A 14,228-nucleotide genomic window follows, 5' to 3' on the forward strand; every position below is an offset into this window, starting at 1 on the left:
GTTGCAGCGAGGCGGCTCTAGAACCGCGGAATGTCGGGAAACGCCAGCTTGCCGGCATGGACGTGCATGCGACCGAGCTCGGCGCAGCGGTGCAGGGTCGGAAACACCTTTCCGGGATTGAGCAGGCCCTGCGCGTCGAAGGCGCATTTCAGGCGCTGCTGCTGGTTGAGGTCGATCTCGCTGAACATCTCCGGCATCAGATCGCGCTTCTCGATGCCGACGCCGTGCTCGCCGGTGAGCACGCCGCCGAACTCGACGCAGGCGCGCAAGATGTCGGCGCCGAAGGCTTCGGCGCGCTCGATCTCGCCGGGCTTGTTGGCGTCATAGAGGATCAGCGGATGCAGATTGCCGTCGCCGGCATGGAACACGTTGGCGCAACCGAGCTGGTATTTTTCGGATAGCTCGCGGATGCGCGCCAGCGCCTTCGGCAGCGCACCGCGTGGGATGGTGCCGTCCATGCAGAGATAGTCCGGCGAGATGCGGCCGACGGCGGGGAACGCGGCTTTCCGGCCGGCCCAAAACAGATTGCGCTCGGCCTCCGAGGTCGAGATCTGGCAGGTGGTCGAGCCGCAAGCGTTCGCAATCGTCTCGACCCGCGTGATCAGCTCATCGACCTCGATCTTGGGACCGTCGAGCTCGATGATGAGGAGGGCCTCGACATCGAGCGGATAGCCGGCATGGACGAAGGCTTCCGCGGCGTGGATCGCAGGCTTGTCCATCATCTCCATGCCGCCTGGAATGATGCCGGCGCCGATGATGCGCGCCACGCATTCGCCGGCCGCCTCGACTTGCGCGAATCCGACCATCAGCGCACGCGCCGTCTCCGGCTTTTGCAGGATGCGCACCGTGATCTCGGTGATGACACCGAGCAGGCCTTCCGAGCCGGTGATGACGCCCATGAGGTCGTAGCCGGAGTTCTCCGCCGATTTGCCGCCGATGCGCAGGATCTCGCCGCTCATCAGCACGATCTCGCAGCCGAGCACGTTGTTGGTGGTCATGCCGTATTTCAGGCAGTGCACGCCGCCGGAATTCTCCGCAACATTGCCGCCGATCGAGCAGGCGATCTGCGAGGACGGATCCGGCGCGTAGTAGAACCCGGCATGGGCGACGGCCTGGCTGATCGCGAGGTTGGTGACGCCGGGTTCGGTGACGACGGCGCGGTTGTCGAAATCGATCTCGCGGATGCGCTTGAACTTGCCGAGGCCCAGGAGCACGCCGTCTTCCAGCGGCAGCGCGCCGCCGGAGAGCGAGGTGCCCGAGCCGCGCGGCACCACCTTGATGCCTTGTCCGGCACAATATTTCAGGACGAGCGAAACCTGCTCGGTCGTGTCGGGCAGCACCACGACCATCGGCGGCTGCCGATAGGCCGTCAATCCGTCGGATTCATAGGCCCGCATCTCGGCAGGCGTATCGATCACGCCTTCGCCTGGGACGATTGCGCGCAATGCAGCCACGATCTCGGCGCGGCGCGCGAGCACGGCCTGGTCGCTCGCAGGCATCATGATGGCCATAACATTTCCTTCATGGCGTATCCTTCCGGCCGAGGCCGCACGATCGAATTGTCGCGGCAAATCAACCACGTCCGCGGTGGTTTGGGTAGGCCATCCGAAAGTCGGATCGACGATCTTGCACGAGTTCGCTCTGGGACAAGTAGGAAATCGTGAAACCTGCCATGGTTTGGCGGCTTGTCCAATCCGGACAGGCCTGCCAAAACCGGCAGGTCCGACCATTGCCGATCAGGCATGCAACTGACCAGACCCCAGGGAAGAGACGAAGAGCACCCGATGACAAAACTGATTTTTGGCGCACTGACCATCCTCACCGCGATTGCCACCGCACCTGCCGCGATGGCGCAGGATGCCGCGGCCGGCAAGTCTTCGTTCAACAAATGCCTGGCCTGTCACGCGATCGGCGAAGGCGCCAAGAACAAGGTCGGCCCCGAGCTCAACGGCCTCGACGGCCGCAAGTCCGGCACCGCGCCGGACTACAATTATTCCGACGCCAACAAGAATTCCGGCATCACCTGGAACGAGGCGCAGTTCAAGGAATACATCAAGGACCCGAAGGCCAAGATCCCCGGCACCAAGATGGCGTTCGCCGGCATCAAGAACGAGAACGAGATCAACAATCTCTGGGCCTATGTGTCGCAGTTCGACAAGGACGGCAAGATCAAGCAGTAAGCGCGTAAGCGGCGGCCGCTAATCGGCGGCCGCCTGCGCCGGGACGATGTTTCCGATCATCGTCTCGATCTCCGTCTTGACGAGATCGGGCACCGCGTTCTGCACCATGTGGCCGAGATCAGGCAGCACGATCAGCTTGGCATTCTGCACGGTGGCAGCGAACGGGCGCGCGTGAATGTCGGTCTTCACCGTCTTGTCGGGTTCGCCGGCGATGATCGTGACTGGCGCCGATATCTCGCCGTAGCGGACGACCTGCACGGCGACCGCTTCCTTCAGCGTCACCAGATCATAGGCATTGGCGATGAACTCGCGCGGGCGCAGCAGCAGCGGCGTCGCGGAGTCCCGCACGAAACCATCCGGCATCATTTGCGGCAGGAAGACGTTGCGCGCGCCGGGCTCGCTCAGGAAATAGCCCAGCGGCAGGGTTATGGTGTAGGCGAGCAGCGGGCCGATCACGGGCGTTGCTATGATCTCGTTGTAGCGGCCGACGCCGCCGCGCCAGGGATGGGTGACGGGCGCGAGCATCACAAGGCCCGCGACGCGGCCAGGATGATCGAGCGCCAGCCGCGCGCCAAGCGCGCCGCTCCAGGAATGCACCACGAAGACCGCGCGATCGATCCCGAGTTTGCCGAGCGCCTCATCGATCATCCGCGCCTGCACCTCCGGGGTCGAATCCTGCCGCCGCGCCCGCGTGCTCCAGCCATGACCGGGACGGTCGATCAGGATGACGCGATGATCCCTGGCGAGGAGATCGCCGAGCGGCCGCCGCATCGCCTCGAGGTTGGAGCTCGCGCCGTGCAGCATCACGATCGGCAGGCCCGAATCGCGCGGGCCGATATCGACGAGGTGAAGCACGGCGCCATCGACCTCGATCATCCGGCCTTGCGGTGGAAAGGCGCGTTGCACAGCGAGGACGCCGGCCTGCGTGACCAGCGCCAGCACAACCAGCGCGGTCACGACTGACATCACGATCATGGATGGAATCCGGGCGATCCAGGGCACAGGGCAGTTACGTGGCTTGCGGGCGGCAGTTTCGCCCGGGGAGCCCCCGCGCTCCACTTGAAATACCGGGGCTGTGGATATGTGCATAATTCAAGCGGTAAAAACGCAACGAAATCAATGCTACTCCCCGCAGCACGCAAGCCTCGAAACAGGTTCATGCAGTCGTCATCGCGGCGTCCATATAATCGCCACGGTCGGTTCCGCCATTTAGACGCAGGTGGGCGCCGATCCTGCTCGCAACCCTCGGGGATGCGGGAAAGACCGGCAGGATTTATCCTGATTTGAACCGGAGAATTTCGATGAGCCTGAGATCCAAAGATACTGCGATCGACGAGATCGTGGCAAGCTGCCACGGCGACCTGCGCGGTGCTGTGCGCGCGCTGCTGCTGATCAACGAGCACCTCGAGACGGAGCTTGCAAAGGCCTACGCCGCAGCAGTCGATCGCGGCCTCGCCGAGCGCGAGGGCAGCGTTTTGCACTAGGTCGCTGTCGACCTAGTTCGTGCTGTCCTCGTCCTTTTCCTCGTCAGGCGTGGGTGCGGGACAGGCGCGGATGGTCGAACGGGCAAGCTTGGCGTCGGCCTTCGATTTGTAAGGACCGTCACCGAACCAGACGTCGCCGATGATCACGGGATTGCTGGTCACGATGTTGCATTTTCCGGTGGCGCGATTGCCGACCACCCAGAACAGTCCGTCGGCGAGGCTCGCCGTGCCCGACGCCAACAGCAATGTACCTGCAAAGATCAAACGCTTCATGGCTGTGCTCCCGCCATGAAGGTAGGCCTGCGGCGGTGCCACCCACACCCCTCGTGACGCAGCGCGTGTCATCGTGGTTAATCCGCCTGCGTTGCATTCGCTCGAGCAATGATCGACTTGTCCGCTAAATATCGCGGCCTTCGACCTTCTCGGTCAGCGCCTTGACCTGATCGGGGATCTTCTCGAGGTGCGGATTGACGGCGAGCGCCTTGCGGTAGGCCTCGAGTGCGCGCTTTTCGTCGCCGACCTCCTGCATGATCATGCCGAGGCCTGCGAGCGCGCCGAAATGGCGGGGCTCACGGATCAACACCTCGCGAATGTCGGCGAGCGAACGGCCATAATCGTTCTGCATGTAGTAGAGCGTCGCGCGACGATTCCAGGCCTCGATATAGTCGGGCCTGAGCTTGACGACCGAATCCAGCAGCTTGATCGCGACCTCGATCTTCTTTGCGTCGACCGCGGTCTTGGCCCGCGCCATCAGCAGCGCCGCGGTGTCGCTCGGGGTCTGGATCCAGATCGCCCAGATCCGCGCCTCGACGTGCTTGGCGCTGGCCTCGTCGGGCGCAGCTTTCAGCGCGCCGAACAGGAAATCGAGATTCTTGGTGCGGTCGACCTTGGGCAGCTTGGCCGGCGCTTCCGGAAGTTTCTTCTGCTTGCCGGGCGGGGTCGGTGGATCAATCTGCTGCGCCAGCGCCGGAGCGAGTCCGGCGGCTCCCAGCACAAGAGCCAGACACAGGGTGCGCGCAACGAAGAATCTCACTGCCATGGCCGAAGTCTAAACGCGCAAAGCCGCCCTTGCAAAGCAGGGGCGGCGTCAAACTCGTGTGAGACCGTGGTCTTGCGGGGCGCTCGCGAGCGTCCGGCAGGGCGAAATCAGCCCTGACGTGCCTTGAAGCGGCGCTGCACTTTGTTGATCACATAGACCCGGCCCTTGCGGCGGACCAGGCGGTTGGCGCGATGGCGACCGCGCAGCGATTTCAGCGAGTTACGGACCTTCATGGCAGAATCCTGAACGTTCGAAAGGCCGTGTTCGGCACTACCGTTTCGGCACGCGCGAATGAGGCAAAATGAGATTTTCCCGCTGGCGGACCGACCGCCCGGGACGGGGCGGTTCTTAAGGCATGGGAGGACCGGATGTCAATGTTAACTGGCCCGATCCCACCCAGCAAATTCAGGAAAACAACCCCATGCAAAGTAGAAGCGGCCGGATCGGCCCAATCAGCATCTCGGGCGACGCCTGTCCCACGACGCCTTGTCCCACAATGCCTTGCCAAATTCGTTATATCATATAATCAATTCGACAACCCGTCGGGAGGAAACCCATGCCGAAGCTGAAGCTGCCCAATATCGACGACGTCGTCGCCATCGATATCCACACCCACGCCGAGGAGCCCTGCGGCACCCATCCCGACGACGGCTATGACGATTTCCAGGCGCAGATGGCCGACTATTTCAAGTCGCCGCACAAGCATCCGCCGACCGTGCCGGAGACTGCCGCCTACTATCGATCCAAGAACATCGCCGCGGTGATCTTTCCGGTCGACGCCGAGCGCGAGACCGGCTTCCGCCGCTACAAGAACGAGGAGATGCTGGAGATCGCCTCCGACCATCTCGACGTTCTCATCCCCTTCGTCTCGATCGACCCGCACAAGGGCAAGCTCGGGGTGCGCGAGGCGCGCAAGCTGATCGAGGAATACGGCGTTCGCGGCTTCAAATTCCACCCGACCATGCAGGGCTTCTACGCCAACGACCGCATGGCCTATCCGCTCTATGAAGAGATCAACAATGGCGGCGCGATCGCGCTGTTCCACACCGGCCAGACCGGCGTCGGCTCGGGCATGCCCGGCGGCATGGGCATGCGGCTGAAATATTCCAACCCGATGTACATGGACGACGTCGCGGCCGATTTCCCCGACCTCAAGATCATCCTCGCGCATCCCTCTTTCCCCTGGCAGGAGGAAGCACTGTCGGTCGCGACCCATAAGCCCAACGTCTACATCGACCTCTCGGGCTGGTCGCCGAAATATTTCCCGCCGATCCTGGTGCGCTACATCAACTCGATCCTGCAGGACAAGATGCTGTTCGGCTCGGACTGGCCGGTGATCACGCCGGACCGCTGGCTGTCGGATTTCGCCAAGATCGACATCCGCGATGAGATCCGGCCGAAGGTGCTGAAGGCGAACGCAAGGAAGCTGTTGGGGATCTAGGGGCGCACTCGTCAGCGCATTGAGGGCTTCGACGCTGCTATCGAAGCCCTCACGCTCAGGTCCTCAAGGCTCAAGGCCGATGCTCGCGCCGCGCAGGTCCAGCACCCAGCTGCGGCCCAAGTTGCGGATGGCGGCCTTGGCGCGGTGAATCCGATGGCGGCGTTGCGTCCGATCAGTTCACGCTTGCGAGGAAGCCGGCCAGGATTGTCCGGCTTTGGCTGAGCGTCTCGATACGTTCATCGATCAGGCCGACCTGCTGCATGAGTATTTTTCGCAGCTCGTTGCACGGCGTGAAAGCCGGATCGTTGTTCCTGACGCAGGGGAGCAACCGCTTGATGGTTTCGAGCGTCATCCCCGCACCGCCAAGCATCTTGATGCGCCGTACGGTTTCCTCTTCGGCCGTGCCATAGTCGCGATAGCCGGAGTTCGTCCGCAGCGGCGCAAGCAGTCCTTCGCCTTCGTAGTAGCGCAGCATTCGGACGCTGACCCCCGTCCGTCGGGAGAGTTCACCGATTTTCATCTGAAGCCTCTTGACCCTCACAGCGCTGTCAGACCTTACAGACTTCGCTCGTCCAAGTGAATGCCACTTGTGAAGGGAGCAACGATGAAAGCCTACCATTTGAATGGCCATGCTGGTGCTGGCCGCCTTGCGTGCGTCGACGTCGGCAAACCCGAACCCGCCAATGGCGAGGTCCGCATTCGGGTCGAAGCGGCAAGTCTGAATTACCGCGACCTCCTGGTCCTCGACCGTGCAGGCCAAGGCGAGCTCAACGGACGCGTTCCACTCTCCGACGGTGCGGGTGTCGTTGACGCCATCGGCGCCGGCGTCGCGCAATGGCGGCTCGGGGACCGCGTCGCTGCATCGTTCTTCCGCGATTGGATCTCGGGGCCGTTCAAGTCCAGCTATATTCCGTTATCCCTCGGTGGCAACACGATGGACGGAATGCTGGCTGAGTATGTCGTGCTGCCGGCGACCGCGCTGGTCTCGGTGCCGGCGCATCTGTCCGCGGTGGAGGCAGCGACCCTGCCCTGCGCCGGCGTCACGGCTTTTCATGGCCTCATCGCACGCGGCGGGATGCGCAAAGGCGACACGCTGCTGGTCCAGGGAACAGGCGGCGTCGCGCTGTTCGGGCTTCAATTCGCAGCGGCGCTGGGCGCGCGCGCGATCGTGATATCATCCTCGGACGAAAAACTCGCCCGCGCCAAGGCGCTGGGCGGTTCGATCCTCATCAACTACCGCGACACGCCGGACTGGGATGTCGCCCTGATGAAGGCGACGAATGGCGCCGGCGCCAGTCATATCCTCGAACTCGGCGGTCCCGGCACCTATGACCGATCGCTGCGATCGGTCGCTTCGGGTGGCAAGATCGTTCAGATTGGGGTTTTGACGGGGTTCGGTCCCAAGCCCGACCTCGCACGCCTGCAGTGGGAGAATGCCGACATCATCGGTGTCACCGTCGGATCGGCCGAACACTTTGTCGCGATGAATCGCTTCCTGACCGAGCATGCGATCCACCCGATCGTCGATCGGGTCTACGACTTCGACGAGGTTCCCGAAGCATATGCGCACCTGCGGACCGGCTCACATTTCGGCAAGGTCGTGATCAGGCTTTAGAAACCAGAGGCCCAAGTCGCGATTGCCTCTTGGACCGATTTCGCTGCGCCTTGTATAGTCCGTGGACCGCAACGATCCCGGGGGACAGGTGAATTGAGTCTCAAAGCCGTTGTCTTCGACGCCTACGGAACGCTTTACGATATCCAATCGGTCGCGGAGATCACCGAGGATGCGTTTCCCGGCTACGGTGAGATCATCACGCAGATCTGGCGGCTCAAGCAGCTCGAATACACCTGGCTGCGCTCGCTGATGCGGCGCTACCAGGACTTTGCAGCCATCACGCGCGACTCGCTCGCCTATACGTTGCGCGTGCTCGGGCTCGCTTACGAGAACGAGGCATTCGAGCGCGTGATCGAGAAGTACCTGCATCTCGATCTCTATCCGGATGCGACGGCAGCGCTCACGGCTCTGAAACCGCGAAAACTCGCCATCCTCTCCAACGGCAGTCCGGACATGCTGAATGCGCTCGTGCGCAACTCCGGTCTCGACGCCCTGCTCGATGCCACGATCAGCGTCGACGCGAAGAAGATCTTCAAGCCGAGCGCGGAGGCCTATGAGCTGATCGGCGAGGTGCTCGGCACCGCGCCGGACGAGGTGCTGTTCGTCTCCTCCAATCCCTGGGATGTCGCGGGCGCGAAAGCATTCGGGCTGAACGTTGCCTGGATCGAACGGGTGACGCCGGAAGCGATGGCCCTGGCTTGCGTCGAGAACGAACTCGTGGCACCGCTGACGATGTTCAAGGCGATCCGCACCCAAATGGACGAGCTCGGCTTTGCGCCGGATCATCGCGTCCGGGCGCTCTCGGAGCTGCCAAGGATTGTTTAGGCATCGCCGCCCGCCCATAAGTCTGGAATGAGCCGATCTGAATGAGCCTTCAATCCGTTCGCGATTTTTTCGCTGAAAAAGCCCCCGACATATCAGTCATCGAATCCCCGATCAGCTCCGCGACCGTGCCGTTGGCCGCCGAGGCTTATGGCGTCGAGCCCGGACGCATCGCCAAGACGCTGTCGTTACGGATCGGCGAGCGCGTGATCCTGATCGTCGCGGCCGGCACCTCGCGCATGGACAACAAGAAGGTGAAGGCGGCGTTCGGCGGCAAGCCGAAGATGCTGGGGCTGGAAGAGGTCGCGGAGGTCACGGGCCACGAGGTCGGCGGCGTCTGCCCGTTCGGACTGAAGGCGCCGCTGCCGGTCTATTGCGACATCTCGCTGAAAGCGTTCGACGTGGTGGTGCCGGCTGCCGGCTCGACCCATAGCGCGGTACGGATCACGCCGGAGCGGATGGCCGAGCTGACCGCGGCGGAATGGGTCGATGTCTGCGAGACCAGATCCGAAGCGCGCTAATCATCCTCGTCGTAAGGCCGGGGCTGGGTCGCCGGAGGCGGCGGCGCAGCATTGTATCGTGGCGCCGGCGCGGCGCGATTGCCCGGAACCTGCTGCTGCGGCGGCATCTGGTTGTTGGACTGGAACACCGCGCGACAACCGCTGGAGAGCTGGGGCGTATTCTGCCGCAAGCAGGCCGTAATGCGGCTCACATCAGGGATCTGGTCGCTGCACAGCCGCCATACATCCGGCGTGCAGGCCATCTGCTGCTCCATGGTTCCGCGATACTCTTCAGCGGATGCAACGCCCTGCGCGGCGATGCCGCCGATCGCAAGCGCCACACCCAGCGCAATCCGCTCTGTTCGCATGTCCGATTCCTTCGCGAGTCTCTCGAATTCTGCTGAATCAATGAGACGCGGGGAGGTTCTGGACCAACAAAAAATTGTGAAAACGGGCCAGGAACCTATTCGACCTTGCCGATCTTCTTCACCGCCGCAATCAGCCGCGCGCTGTCGACCGCCACGAACTCGGCAAACGCCGGCGCGTCCTGATAGGCAACGAGACTGCCCGACGTTTCGAAGGCCTTGAGCACGTCGGGGCTCGTCATCACCTGCGCCATTGCCTCGCGCAGGCGAGTCGCGATCGGGGCAGGAAGAGCATTCTGGGCAAAGAGTCCGGCCCAGATGTACATCTCGACGTCCTTGTAGCCGAGCTCCTGGAAGGTCGGCACATCGGGGAAGCTTGCGATGCGCTTGGCGCCGCAATTGCCGAGCACGCGCAGCTTGCCGTCCTCCACTTGCGGCTTCAGCGTTCCCGGTGCGGCGGCGATCGCCTGCACGGTGCCGCCGAGCAGCGCGGTGAGTGCCGGTCCGGCGCCGCGAAACGGCACATGGAGCAGCTTGATGTCGGCGCTGCTCGCAAACATCTCCATCGCCACATGCAACGTGCCGTAAGGCCCCGACGAGCCATAGGTGATCTGGCCGGGACGCTTCCTGGCATCCTCGACAAAATCCTGCGCGGTCTTCCACGGCGCCGAGGCCGGTACCGCGAGCAGCGTGGGATCGGCCAGCACCCGCGCGATCGGCATGAACTGCGAGAGCTCGTAGGCGACCGGACGGTCGAACAGCCGGTCGGCCTCGGGCAGCACCGCGAGCGAGGACAGCGTCATCAGCAGCGTGTAGCCGTCAGGCTCGGCGCGCGCCGCCGCGGCGTTGCCAACGGATCCACCGCCACCGCCGGCGCGGTTGTCGACGATGACCGCTTTGCCGAGGATTCGCTCCAGCGCCTGTGCGACGGGGCGCGCCGCGAGATCCGCCTGGCCGCCGGCTGGAAACGGCACGATCATGGTGACGTTGCGAGTGGGATAGGCTTGCGCGAAAGCCGCGCTCGACAACGCAGGCAACAACGGCAATGCGGCAGCGGCGCGCAGGACATCGCGTCGATCCATGGCAGACTTCCCCCCTGTTTTTTTGTGTCGCCAGCCTAGCGTGCCCCTCCGCAAGAACAAGCCGCGCGGCGGGATTAACGAAGCATTATCCATGTTCCGCCCGGTCAGGAACGTCCCCTGGACCCTCCCGTTGCCTCCCAGGGAGTGGAGCGATGAATAGACTTCAGACCATTGACGTGGCGCTGGACGAGATGCTGGTGAATCTCGCCGCTATCGTGTTGCGGCTTTCAAAGCCTGACGTGACACGAACGCCGGAAGCGCAACGCGCATTGGCGCAATCCGTGCATCAATACGCGGTGTGTGCGGCACGCTCGAGCGATCCGCGCGTGCACGAATTGAAGACACAGCTGGAGGGGACGTTGCGGCCGGCCTTGCGCGTGGTCGCGATCGACGGCGTGAAGGTATCGTAGTCGAAGATTGGTGGGCACGCTTCGCTTTGCCCACCCTACGATAGCTGTGCGGCGAGGTGCCGTAGGGTGGGCAAAGGCGCGCTCTTCGCGCGCCGTGCCCACCATCATTCGCCGAATTGCCTGGCAACGTCCCGCATATCCCCTCCCCAATCCACGGGAAGGGTGCCCTGCTCGACATAGCGATGGAAGCTGCTGTGAGGCCAATCGCGCACACGCGCGACGAGGCCATGCTTCACGGGATTGAAGTGTATGTAATCAACGTGCCGCTCCAAGTCAGCATCGTCGCGAATTGAGTGCTCCCAGAAGCGGCGCTGCCAGATGCCCTTCTCGCGCTTCCTCGACTTGCTGATTGAACGCTCGCCGGCCTCCAGCCGCCGCGAAAACCCACCCTTGATCAGATTCCATCGCGACGAAAAGTCGGCGTCATCCTAAGGCAACGCCCAGATCGCATGGAGGTGGTCAGGCAAGATACAAATCGCGACGGTCCCGAACGGCCGGCGTTGCACGACCGTTCGGTAAATCTGGCGTAGGCGATCAACCTGGTCGACGAGTAGCGTACTTGACCGATCAGCTAGCACGACGGTGAAGAAGAACATGTTGCCTTGCGCTCGGCGGTACTGAGGCACTTGCGATTCCTCGCGTGAATTGGTGGGCACGCTTCGCTTTGCCCACCCTACGGCACCTACGCTGTTCGCTCGCTCTTCTTCACCCGCCGTTTGCACGTACCCGGCAGTTTCGCTGCGAGAAAATCGCCGAGCGCCTCGACGCGTGCGGGGCGCGGGCCGCCGGGTGGCGTCACCAGATGCACGGCGCCTTCGACCTGCTTCCAGTCCTTCAGGATCACTTCGACCTCGCCGGAGGAGATGGCGTCGCCGACGATGAATTCTGGAAGGTCGGCGATGCCGAGGCCGGCGATCAGCGCCGGCATCACCGCGTCGCCGTTGTTGGCACGGAGCTGTCCGCCCGGACGCACGCTGGCCTGCTCGCCGGCCGCATTGGTGTAGTGCCAGACGTTCGGCGTCGAGAGATAGGCGTAGCTGAAGCATTTGTGCGCGGCCAGATGCATCGGATGCGTCGGTCGTCCCTCGCGCTTCAGATAGGACGGCGCGGCCACAGTGAAACGCGGCATGGTGAAGAGGCGCCGCGCGATCAACGAGGAATCCGGCAGCCGCGCGATCCGCACAGCCATGTCAAAGCCCTCGCCGATCAAATCGATGGTCGCATCGCTCAGATGCAGGTCTACCGAGACTTCGGGATAGGTTTCGAAGAACTCCGGCAGCAGCGGCGCCACCGCCTTGATCCCGAATGTCATGGGCACGGCGAGCCGCACCAGGCCCCGCGGCGCGACCGACTGCGCCAGCGCCTCGTTCTCCGCGGCTTCGCCATCGGACAGCAGGCGCGTCGCACGCTCGGCGAGCTTATGGCCAGCATCGGTCAGCGCGAGCCGGCGTGAGGTGCGGTTGAACAGCCGGGCGCCGAGCCGCTCTTCGAGGCGCGTGACCGCTTTGGACACCGTCGCCTTGGACATCGCGAGCTCGCTCGCGGCCCCCGCAAACGACCGTAATTCCACAACTTTTGCGAAAATCGCGAGTGCCTCGAAATCGGGAAGTTTGGCCATGGCGGGTCCGATCGGGATGTTTTTGGAAACAATACGTTTCAACAGTTTCTATTTATAACCACAGGCGGAGGCTTATCCAAGGGTCATCAGACATTCAGGACTGGAGAAATCCAATGACCAAGAAGCTCTCAGGCAAGGTTGCCCTCGTCACCGGCGGCTCGCGCGGTATCGGCGCGGCCTCTGCCCGCGCACTCGCCGATGAAGGTGCTGATGTCGCCATCAGCTACGTTGCCTCTCCCGAAAAGGCGGAAGCGGTCGTCACCGAGTTGAAGGCCCGGGGCGTCAAGGCCCGCGCCTTCAAGGCCGACCAGGCCTCGGCCAAGGACGTGACGCAGCTCGTCAAGGCCGTCGCGAAGGAGTTCGGCCATCTCGACATCCTCGTCAACAATGCCGGCGTCGCGAGCGGCGGCGCGATCGACGATGCCAATGCCGACACCGAAGCGCTCGCCCGCCAGGACGCGGTCAACGTGCATGGCGTGATCGCGGCGATCCGCGCCGCTTCGCAATTGATGGGCGAGGGCGGCCGCATCGTCACCGTCGGTTCGATGCTTGCCGACCGCGCCTCGTTCCCGGGCCTTGCCGACTACGTCGCCACCAAGGCGGCCGTGGTCGGTTACACCAAGGGCGCAGCCCGCGACCTCGGCCCGCGCGGCATCACCGTGAACGTGGTGCAGCCCGGCTCGATCGACACCGACATGAATCCGAAGGACGGCGGCGAGTTCGCCGAGACCCAGCGCAAGCAGCACGCGCTGCAGCGCTTCGGCCGTCCCGAGGAAGTCGCCGCCGGAATCGTCTTCCTCGCAAGCCCGGAAGCCTCCTTCGTCACCGGCGCGGTGCTCAACGTCGACGGCGGTTTCGGCGCCTGATCAAGGCGCCACCCGCCAAAACAAGGAATTACGCAGATGATCGAACTCAGACCTTTCGCAAAGCTCGGCGGCGCCGATCACGGTTGGCTCAACGCCAAGCATCATTTCTCCTTCGCAAGCCATTATGACCCCGACAACATGGGTCACGGCGCCTTGCGGGTGTGGAACGACGACGAGATCGCGCCGAACACCGGCTTTCCAGCCCATCCCCACGCCAACATGGAAATCATCACCTATGTGCGCGAGGGCGCGATCACCCATCAGGACAGCCTCGGCAACGAGGGACGCACCGAAGCGGGAGACGTGCAAGTGATGAGCGCCGGCAGCGGCATCCGCCACTCCGAGTACAATCTGGAGCCGAGCAAGACCCGGATCTTCCAGATCTGGATCGAGCCGACCGCGCGTGGCGGACAGCCGACCTGGGGCTCGAAGCCGTTTCCGAAAGGAGACCGCTCCGGCAAGCTCGTCACCATCGCGAGCGGCTTCGAGCAAGACACGGACGCGCTGCCGATCCGCGCCGATGCGCGGGTGCTCGCCACCACGCTGAAGGCAGGCGAGAGCGCGGAGTACGTGCCGCACAAGTCGCGGCACCTCTATCTCGTGCCCGCGGCGGGGTCGGTCGAGATCAACGGCGTGCGCGTCAACGCCCGCGACGGCGCCGCGATCCGCGACGAAGACAGTCTGAAGATCACGGCATTGGAAGATTCCGAGATCGTGCTCGTCGACGCGGCTTAGAAACGCATTCGTCATGCCGGCTTGTCCCGGCATGACGCTCCCGACACCCACCATCAAATCTGCATCCAACG

Annotated in this window: 18 protein-coding genes and 1 pseudogene; 9 read left to right on the forward strand and 10 right to left on the reverse strand. The window is 63.5% G+C overall.

Annotation, left to right across the window (positions count from 1 at the left end; translation table 11 throughout):
- Nucleotides 1-17: 17 nt before the first annotated feature.
- The gene (locus ABIB80_RS25315; protein WP_007596965.1) at nucleotides 18-1,511 is read right to left on the reverse strand and encodes an FAD-linked oxidase C-terminal domain-containing protein; all 1,494 of its coding nucleotides are present in this window, start codon (nucleotides 1,509-1,511) and stop codon (nucleotides 18-20) included.
- 273 nt (nucleotides 1,512-1,784) lie between these two features.
- On the opposite strand from ABIB80_RS25315, the gene cycA reads away from it, so the two are divergent.
- Entirely contained in the window at nucleotides 1,785-2,180 is a 396-nt protein-coding gene (cycA, locus tag ABIB80_RS25320) for a cytochrome c-550 CycA (protein ID WP_007596966.1), read from the forward strand.
- An 18-nt stretch (nucleotides 2,181-2,198) separates the two neighbouring features.
- Here the strand turns inward: cycA and ABIB80_RS25325 are convergent, their stop codons facing one another.
- On the reverse strand, nucleotides 2,199-3,155 hold the full coding sequence (locus ABIB80_RS25325) for an alpha/beta fold hydrolase (RefSeq protein ID WP_354128666.1): 957 nt from the start codon (nucleotides 3,153-3,155) through the stop codon (nucleotides 2,199-2,201).
- A 326-nt stretch (nucleotides 3,156-3,481) separates the two neighbouring features.
- Between ABIB80_RS25325 and ABIB80_RS25330 the strand changes: the two genes are divergently transcribed.
- Nucleotides 3,482-3,664, forward strand: coding sequence for a hypothetical protein (locus ABIB80_RS25330; RefSeq protein ID WP_007596968.1), 183 nt, complete (start codon nucleotides 3,482-3,484; stop codon nucleotides 3,662-3,664).
- A 12-nt stretch (nucleotides 3,665-3,676) separates the two neighbouring features.
- Here ABIB80_RS25330 and ABIB80_RS25335 read toward each other — a convergent pair whose 3' ends face one another.
- The 3 genes from ABIB80_RS25335 to ykgO all read right to left on the reverse strand — a co-directional run bounded on the left by ABIB80_RS25335 (nucleotide 3,677) and on the right by ykgO (nucleotide 4,936).
- Complete coding sequence (locus ABIB80_RS25335; RefSeq protein ID WP_007596971.1) at nucleotides 3,677-3,937, reverse strand: hypothetical protein; 261 nt, start codon at nucleotides 3,935-3,937, stop codon at nucleotides 3,677-3,679.
- Between the two features lie 124 nt (nucleotides 3,938-4,061).
- On the reverse strand, nucleotides 4,062-4,703 hold the full coding sequence (locus ABIB80_RS25340) for a tetratricopeptide repeat protein (RefSeq protein WP_007596972.1): 642 nt from the start codon (nucleotides 4,701-4,703) through the stop codon (nucleotides 4,062-4,064).
- Nucleotides 4,704-4,810: 107 nt separating this feature from the next.
- Nucleotides 4,811-4,936 (reverse strand): type B 50S ribosomal protein L36, encoded by a 126-nt coding sequence (gene ykgO, locus ABIB80_RS25345; RefSeq protein ID WP_006611362.1) that lies wholly within the window; start codon nucleotides 4,934-4,936, stop codon nucleotides 4,811-4,813.
- Between the two features lie 323 nt (nucleotides 4,937-5,259).
- On the opposite strand from ykgO, the gene ABIB80_RS25350 reads away from it, so the two are divergent.
- A complete protein-coding gene (locus ABIB80_RS25350) occupies nucleotides 5,260-6,144 on the forward strand; it encodes a 4-hydroxyphenyl-beta-ketoacyl-CoA hydrolase (protein WP_007596981.1) in 885 nt (294 codons plus the stop codon).
- Nucleotides 6,145-6,316: 172 nt separating this feature from the next.
- On the opposite strand, the gene ABIB80_RS25355 is transcribed toward ABIB80_RS25350, so the two are convergent.
- Nucleotides 6,317-6,664, reverse strand: a complete 348-nt coding sequence (locus ABIB80_RS25355) for a MerR family transcriptional regulator (RefSeq protein ID WP_007596982.1) — start codon at nucleotides 6,662-6,664, stop codon at nucleotides 6,317-6,319.
- Nucleotides 6,665-6,748: 84 nt separating this feature from the next.
- On the opposite strand from ABIB80_RS25355, the gene ABIB80_RS25360 reads away from it, so the two are divergent.
- The 3 genes from ABIB80_RS25360 (at nucleotide 6,749) to ABIB80_RS25370 (ending at nucleotide 9,102) form a co-directional block, all read left to right on the forward strand.
- On the forward strand, nucleotides 6,749-7,759 hold the full coding sequence (locus tag ABIB80_RS25360; RefSeq protein ID WP_007596983.1) for a zinc-dependent alcohol dehydrogenase family protein: 1,011 nt from the start codon (nucleotides 6,749-6,751) through the stop codon (nucleotides 7,757-7,759).
- A 93-nt stretch (nucleotides 7,760-7,852) separates the two neighbouring features.
- Complete coding sequence (locus ABIB80_RS25365) at nucleotides 7,853-8,584, forward strand: haloacid dehalogenase type II (RefSeq protein ID WP_007596984.1); 732 nt, start codon at nucleotides 7,853-7,855, stop codon at nucleotides 8,582-8,584.
- A 41-nt stretch (nucleotides 8,585-8,625) separates the two neighbouring features.
- A complete protein-coding gene (locus ABIB80_RS25370) occupies nucleotides 8,626-9,102 on the forward strand; it encodes a YbaK/EbsC family protein (protein WP_007596986.1) in 477 nt (158 codons plus the stop codon).
- Here the strand turns inward: ABIB80_RS25370 and ABIB80_RS25375 are convergent.
- Nucleotides 9,099-9,449, reverse strand: coding sequence for a hypothetical protein (locus tag ABIB80_RS25375; RefSeq protein ID WP_007596988.1), 351 nt, complete (start codon nucleotides 9,447-9,449; stop codon nucleotides 9,099-9,101). The genes ABIB80_RS25370 and ABIB80_RS25375 overlap by 4 nt on opposite strands.
- Before the next feature lie 95 nt (nucleotides 9,450-9,544).
- Nucleotides 9,545-10,528, reverse strand: coding sequence for a tripartite tricarboxylate transporter substrate binding protein (locus ABIB80_RS25380; RefSeq protein ID WP_007596990.1), 984 nt, complete (start codon nucleotides 10,526-10,528; stop codon nucleotides 9,545-9,547).
- Nucleotides 10,529-10,680: 152 nt separating this feature from the next.
- Here ABIB80_RS25380 and ABIB80_RS25385 point away from each other — a divergent pair, with 152 nt between their 5' ends.
- Complete coding sequence (locus ABIB80_RS25385) at nucleotides 10,681-10,938, forward strand: hypothetical protein (RefSeq protein ID WP_007596992.1); 258 nt, start codon at nucleotides 10,681-10,683, stop codon at nucleotides 10,936-10,938.
- A 104-nt stretch (nucleotides 10,939-11,042) separates the two neighbouring features.
- Here ABIB80_RS25385 and ABIB80_RS25390 read toward each other — a convergent pair.
- Together ABIB80_RS25390 and ABIB80_RS25395 are read right to left on the reverse strand one after the other, a co-directional pair.
- Nucleotides 11,043-11,564: pseudogene (locus ABIB80_RS25390) on the reverse strand (REP-associated tyrosine transposase).
- A 56-nt stretch (nucleotides 11,565-11,620) separates the two neighbouring features.
- On the reverse strand, nucleotides 11,621-12,556 hold the full coding sequence (locus ABIB80_RS25395) for a LysR family transcriptional regulator (RefSeq protein WP_007596993.1): 936 nt from the start codon (nucleotides 12,554-12,556) through the stop codon (nucleotides 11,621-11,623).
- 113 nt (nucleotides 12,557-12,669) lie between these two features.
- Between ABIB80_RS25395 and ABIB80_RS25400 the strand changes: the two genes are divergently transcribed.
- Together ABIB80_RS25400 and ABIB80_RS25405 are read left to right on the forward strand one after the other, a co-directional pair.
- Nucleotides 12,670-13,422 carry an SDR family NAD(P)-dependent oxidoreductase gene (locus ABIB80_RS25400; protein WP_007596994.1) on the forward strand — a complete coding sequence of 251 codons (753 nt, stop codon included), beginning with the start codon at nucleotides 12,670-12,672 and terminating at the stop codon, nucleotides 13,420-13,422.
- A 36-nt stretch (nucleotides 13,423-13,458) separates the two neighbouring features.
- Nucleotides 13,459-14,157 carry a pirin family protein gene (locus tag ABIB80_RS25405; RefSeq protein WP_007596995.1) on the forward strand — a complete coding sequence of 233 codons (699 nt, stop codon included), beginning with the start codon at nucleotides 13,459-13,461 and terminating at the stop codon, nucleotides 14,155-14,157.
- Nucleotides 14,158-14,228 lie beyond the last annotated feature (71 nt).

Source organism: Bradyrhizobium sp. i1.15.2 (genome assembly GCF_040548425.1).
GTDB classification, from domain to species: Bacteria; Pseudomonadota; Alphaproteobacteria; order Rhizobiales; family Xanthobacteraceae; genus Bradyrhizobium; species Bradyrhizobium canariense.

Bases quoted from the DNA above. Each gene is read 5' to 3' on its own strand.
- ABIB80_RS25315 (WP_007596965.1), bottom strand. From the start codon at position 1,511: ATGGCCATCATGATGCCTGCGAGCGACCAGGCCGTGCTCGCGCGCCGC.
- cycA (WP_007596966.1), top strand. From the start codon at position 1,785: ATGACAAAACTGATTTTTGGCGCACTGACCATCCTCACCGCGATTGCC.
- ABIB80_RS25325 (WP_354128666.1), bottom strand. From the start codon at position 3,155: ATGATCGTGATGTCAGTCGTGACCGCGCTGGTTGTGCTGGCGCTGGTC.
- ABIB80_RS25330 (WP_007596968.1), top strand. From the start codon at position 3,482: ATGAGCCTGAGATCCAAAGATACTGCGATCGACGAGATCGTGGCAAGC.
- ABIB80_RS25335 (WP_007596971.1), bottom strand. From the start codon at position 3,937: ATGAAGCGTTTGATCTTTGCAGGTACATTGCTGTTGGCGTCGGGCACG.
- ABIB80_RS25340 (WP_007596972.1), bottom strand. From the start codon at position 4,703: ATGGCAGTGAGATTCTTCGTTGCGCGCACCCTGTGTCTGGCTCTTGTG.
- ykgO (WP_006611362.1), bottom strand. From the start codon at position 4,936: ATGAAGGTCCGTAACTCGCTGAAATCGCTGCGCGGTCGCCATCGCGCC.
- ABIB80_RS25350 (WP_007596981.1), top strand. From the start codon at position 5,260: ATGCCGAAGCTGAAGCTGCCCAATATCGACGACGTCGTCGCCATCGAT.
- ABIB80_RS25355 (WP_007596982.1), bottom strand. From the start codon at position 6,664: ATGAAAATCGGTGAACTCTCCCGACGGACGGGGGTCAGCGTCCGAATG.
- ABIB80_RS25360 (WP_007596983.1), top strand. From the start codon at position 6,749: ATGAAAGCCTACCATTTGAATGGCCATGCTGGTGCTGGCCGCCTTGCG.
- ABIB80_RS25370 (WP_007596986.1), top strand. From the start codon at position 8,626: ATGAGCCTTCAATCCGTTCGCGATTTTTTCGCTGAAAAAGCCCCCGAC.
- ABIB80_RS25375 (WP_007596988.1), bottom strand. From the start codon at position 9,449: ATGCGAACAGAGCGGATTGCGCTGGGTGTGGCGCTTGCGATCGGCGGC.
- ABIB80_RS25380 (WP_007596990.1), bottom strand. From the start codon at position 10,528: ATGGATCGACGCGATGTCCTGCGCGCCGCTGCCGCATTGCCGTTGTTG.
- ABIB80_RS25385 (WP_007596992.1), top strand. From the start codon at position 10,681: ATGAATAGACTTCAGACCATTGACGTGGCGCTGGACGAGATGCTGGTG.
- ABIB80_RS25395 (WP_007596993.1), bottom strand. From the start codon at position 12,556: ATGGCCAAACTTCCCGATTTCGAGGCACTCGCGATTTTCGCAAAAGTT.
- ABIB80_RS25400 (WP_007596994.1), top strand. From the start codon at position 12,670: ATGACCAAGAAGCTCTCAGGCAAGGTTGCCCTCGTCACCGGCGGCTCG.
- ABIB80_RS25405 (WP_007596995.1), top strand. From the start codon at position 13,459: ATGATCGAACTCAGACCTTTCGCAAAGCTCGGCGGCGCCGATCACGGT.